The 264-nt window shown below is 40.9% G+C and carries 1 tRNA gene; it reads right to left on the bottom strand.

The annotated features are described in order from the left end of the window. Positions 1–167: 167 nt before the first annotated feature. A tRNA-Pro gene (locus HPY31_RS28565) sits at positions 168–244 on the bottom strand. Positions 245–264: the final 20 nt, after the last annotated feature.

Here is a 264-nt window from a genome sequence, read left to right as displayed (position 1 = left end):
TAGTTCTGCTAAACTAGCAGGAACTTCATGTTAGCACATCGACCTTTGGTAGTCAAACACTTTTTTGAAATGTTTTTCAACCAACCTGCAATTTGTTTAGTAAGAGCAGATTTTCAATGTATCATGTGCGTTGCATTCATGTCAACCATCTTTTTTCAAGAAAACGATGGTCGGGAAGACAGGATTCGAACCTGCGACCCCTTGGTCCCAAGCCAAGTACTCTACCAAGCTGAGCTACTTCCCGATTCTAGTTCTTCACTTTTT

It is taken from the genome of Brevibacillus sp. HB1.3 (assembly GCF_013186635.1).
GTDB lineage: Bacteria > Bacillota > Bacilli > Brevibacillales > Brevibacillaceae > Brevibacillus > Brevibacillus brevis_D.
Note: the sequence above shows the minus strand (reverse complement) of the source record. Positions and strands in the feature narration are given on the sequence as shown.